The 3,050-nt window shown below is 57.9% G+C and carries 4 protein-coding genes; all 4 read right to left on the bottom strand.

Annotated elements, in window-relative coordinates:
- Positions 1-644 (bottom strand): type VI secretion system tip protein TssI/VgrG (tssI, locus tag R3F64_RS19300; protein WP_442908846.1); only part of this gene is annotated, 644 nt, incomplete at its 3' end.
- 324 nt (positions 645-968) lie between these two features.
- Positions 969-1,160 carry a DUF2283 domain-containing protein gene (locus tag R3F64_RS19295; protein ID WP_085918476.1) on the bottom strand — a complete coding sequence of 64 codons (192 nt, stop codon included), beginning with the start codon at positions 1,158-1,160 and terminating at the stop codon, positions 969-971.
- A 2-nt stretch (positions 1,161-1,162) separates the two neighbouring features.
- Positions 1,163-1,396: a DUF4258 domain-containing protein gene (locus R3F64_RS19290; RefSeq protein ID WP_332613236.1), complete on the bottom strand. Its 234-nt coding sequence runs from the start codon at positions 1,394-1,396 to the stop codon at positions 1,163-1,165.
- Between the two features lie 145 nt (positions 1,397-1,541).
- The gene (gene glyA / locus R3F64_RS19285; protein WP_264826500.1) at positions 1,542-2,807 is read right to left on the bottom strand and encodes a serine hydroxymethyltransferase; all 1,266 of its coding nucleotides are present in this window, start codon (positions 2,805-2,807) and stop codon (positions 1,542-1,544) included.
- Positions 2,808-3,050: the final 243 nt, after the last annotated feature.

The raw sequence follows: 3,050 nt of genomic DNA, 5'->3' as shown, positions 1-3,050 counted from the left end.
GCGGTGTGGCTAAGCTTGCGTACATGGCGCGTGGGCGCAGTGCCCCCGGCACGGCTGTGGTACGTGCGCTCGCCGAGGCTTGCCAGCACCTGTGGGTCGTCGGCGAAGATCAGCCGATGACTATCCTCATCAAATTCATGGAAATAGAAAAGTCCCTCTTCCGAGGCCAGGCGCTCGATAAAGGCGAGATCCGTCTCGCGGTACTGCACGCAGTACTCGCGCTCGGGAAGCTCGCGGGTGACCGCAAAGGCCACGTCGCGGATGCCGCGCTCGTCGCAGAAGGTATTGATGATGGTGAGCGGGTCGACCTTCTGAAAGATGCGCGAGTTCTGGCGCAGCGAGAGCCGCCAGAGCGCCGGGCGCAGTACCAGGGAGTAGAAGGTACGTCGGTGGCCGCGGTCGCCGCGGCCAAATTCAGCGACAATCCCATGCACCCGGCGCAGCGGTTTGCCGTCCTGCCAGATGGTCAGGGTGGCTTCGCGATCCAGGAGGTCGGCGGCGTCCAGGCTGCCATCGCGGCTGGCCAGGTTGAGCGCCAGTTCGAAAGGCTGGGAGAGCGCCTCGCGGTGGGTGAAGTCGATCACCGCGATATCGTTAATGCCGGGTAACGTTAGTGTGAACTGCAGACCTGCCTCCGCCCCCATCCTTTCCGACATCATGCCGCTCCCTGGATCGTTATCTGCTAATGAGAAACGATCAGGGTAGCGAGACTTGCGGGCGGAACAACCCCTTTACGGCACGAAGAGCTAATGTCTTACAAAGCTTTAAGAAATATCTTACAAAATTGCGGGCTAGTTGATGAATAGTCAAAACCGCAAGTGGAAGTCACCATCGCGCATTTGTTGAAGCAGTGAGGGGGGGTTGGCGCGTTATCCGTTGGGCGATCAGGAAGGATCAAGGCGCCTTGGGTGATCGCTGGTAGATGGGCTGATCGCTCGACAAAGTTGAGTTCCCACAGGGGCTGGAGATTACGCGGCGTGGCTGCGCAACAACGGCCAGGCGCCTTGTTTGGATGCTTCTAAAATCACAACTTCAACAATGGTGCCATCTTCTGCGTAACTAATATGCGTATTCCAATCTTGCGACACCTCTTTCGAGATTGGCTTGTCGGAGAGATGCACGACTAAAATGTCATCCGTTTCGTCATAGGTGGTTCGCATGTTTAACCCTCCCACTGAAAATGGTGCATAACGGTTTTAACTATGAGCTTATCTTCTAGCACAACGGCAGCGCATACCAAGTTGTCATTCCGTGACGAGAACATTTTAGCTATCCAGAAACGGCTATCATCTTTATATCGAATCTGCCCTGTTTCGAGTAGCGCTCTCAATTGTTCTTCACTAATAGCGCGCTGCGTCATACGCTCTCGTGCATGTCGAGTTACATGAACATCCATGTCAAATCGATGACAATGCATCCAACAGCCCCCACAAGAATACTCCTTTAGGCTAGCACGAAAGTACCGCCGTGCATTATACCTACAGGCAACCTGATCGCCCGACAAGTCGGGCGATCAGGATCGGTCAAGCCACTTCGTTTAATTACTTATACACGGGGAACTTGTTGCATACCGCGGCGGCCTTATCCAGCACCTCGGCTTCGATGGCGGCAGTGTCGTCGCCGCTGGCGAGGACGTCGAGGATGTCGCAGATCCAGCTGGCCAGGTCGCTGCACTCTTTTTCACCGAAGCCGCGGGTCGTGACGGCGGGGGTGCCGATGCGCAGGCCGGAGGTGACGAACGGGCTTTGCGGGTCATTGGGCACGGCGTTCTTGTTGACGGTGATGTGCGCACGGCCGAGGGCGGCGTCGGCGTCTTTACCGGTCACGCCCTGCTTGATCAGCGACAGCAGGAAGAGGTGATCTTCGGTGCCGCCGGAGACAATATCGTAGCCGCGTTCGATAAACACACCCGCCATCGCCTGGGCGTTCTTTACCACCTGCTGCTGGTAGGTCTTGAACTCCGGCGCCATGGCTTCCTTGAAGCAGATCGCCTTGGCGGCGATGACGTGCATCAGCGGGCCGCCCTGGCCGCCGGGGAAGACAGCGGATTGCAGCTTTTTCTCGATATCCGCGTTATTTTCGGCGGAGAGAATCACGCCGCTACGCGGGCCGCGCAGGGTTTTGTGCGTGGTGGAGGTGACCACGTGGGCGTGGGGCAGCGGGCTTGGGTAAACGCCAGCGGCGACCAGGCCGGAGACGTGGGCCATGTCCACCAGTAGGTAAGCGCCTACTTCGTCGGCGATCTCGCGGAACTTGGCCCAGTCAACAATTTGCGAGTAGGCAGAGAAGCCCGCAATGATCATTTTGGGCTTATGTTCCCGAGCAAGCTCGGCGACCTGGTCGTAGTCGATCAACCCTTGTTCGTTGAGGCCGTACTGAATGGCGTTGTAGTGCTTGCCGGAGAAGTTGGGCTTGGCGCCGTGGGTCAGGTGGCCACCGGCATCCAGGCTCATGCCCAGAATGGTGTCATTGGGCTTGACCAGCGCCTGGAAGACGGCGCTGTTGGCCTGGGAGCCGGAGTGCGGCTGCACATTGACGTAGGTCGCGCCGAACAGCTCCTTGGCGTAATCGATGGCGAGGTTTTCGGCGATGTCGACGAATTCGCAGCCGCCGTAGTAGCGCTTGCCGGGGTAGCCTTCGGCGTATTTATTGGTCAGCTGGCTGCCCTGGGCTTCCAGTACGCGGGGGCTGGCGTAGTTTTCGGAAGCGATTAGCTCGATGTGGGCTTCCTGGCGGGCCACTTCTTTCTGCATGGCGTCAAAAAGCACATCATCGAATCCGGCAATTGTCATATCGCGGCTGAACATCGGCGGGAAACCTCGTACGAAGGGTCGTCATGAAAGAGTAGGCGCCCATGATACCTCAGCCGAGCGCGACTTTCATCGCATCCGCGTCAGGATGCAGATGAATCGCGCTCATGTGCGGGTATTGCTTAATGTTGCTTGTAGACGGCCTGATCGCCCGACGAGTCGGGCTCCTTGTGTCTCTCAAGAGGGAATGATTAGCTACCATTCTCTCTGGCCAGAAGGGTAACCCGTTGGGCTCCTGAT

It is taken from the genome of Halomonas sp. 5021 (assembly GCF_036663435.1).
GTDB classification, from domain to species: Bacteria; Pseudomonadota; Gammaproteobacteria; order Pseudomonadales; family Halomonadaceae; genus Vreelandella; species Vreelandella janggokensis.
Note: the sequence above shows the minus strand (reverse complement) of the source record. Positions and strands in the feature narration are given on the sequence as shown.